At 41.7% G+C, this 621-nt stretch carries 1 protein-coding gene; it reads right to left on the reverse strand.

Translation table 11 applies throughout. From position 1 onward, the window contains the following. Positions 1-233: 233 nt before the first annotated feature. Positions 234-518 carry an LIM domain-containing protein gene (locus tag EK369_RS22995; protein WP_127110913.1) on the reverse strand — a complete coding sequence of 95 codons (285 nt, stop codon included), beginning with the start codon at positions 516-518 and terminating at the stop codon, positions 234-236. Positions 519-621: the final 103 nt, after the last annotated feature.

Consider the following 621-nt stretch of genomic DNA (forward strand, 5'->3'; position numbering starts at 1 on the left):
ATTTAATATTATTTTTTATTTTTGTAATATAAATTGTTACATCCTGGTTATAAAATTACCGAATGGTGAACAAAATTAAGACATTTACTTAAAATAAACAATAAGTTGATATAAATCTAAAAAATACAACGTGTAATTTTGGATATTATAATGGAAAGGAAAGGTATAAGAGATGAACTGCGGCTCGGCGATGTTCATGACCCTCGGACCGCAGGCAATACCCATTTAGTCCCTCAGGAGGAGCTTCCTTCCAAGTGAGATCCGGTGTCCATGCTAAGGGCACCAGCTCCACCACCGAAACCATAACCTTTAGGGCCGAATTTCCTGGCGTGGCAGATTTTGCAGAACAATTCACCTTCATGTTCGGAACAGTTGGTGGAATCCAAAAGCTTTCCGCAAAGTCCGCATTTGAAGCACATCTTGTGCCATTTCAATCCACCAGCTACACGTTCTTCAGCGGCGTATACTGATTTGCCGCATTTTGGGCATTTGGGGTTTTCAACGGGCTTGAAAGGCATGGTTTTTGGTTACTTGGTCGATCTGTTCTTGTTCGTTTGGTAGGGAAGTTGGAACGCTAGCTCCACTGTTCTGGGACTTGCTTTCCTGTAACTTTCTACCACC

It is taken from the genome of Shimia sediminis, from assembly GCF_003990645.1.
GTDB lineage: Bacteria > Pseudomonadota > Alphaproteobacteria > Rhodobacterales > Rhodobacteraceae > Shimia > Shimia sediminis.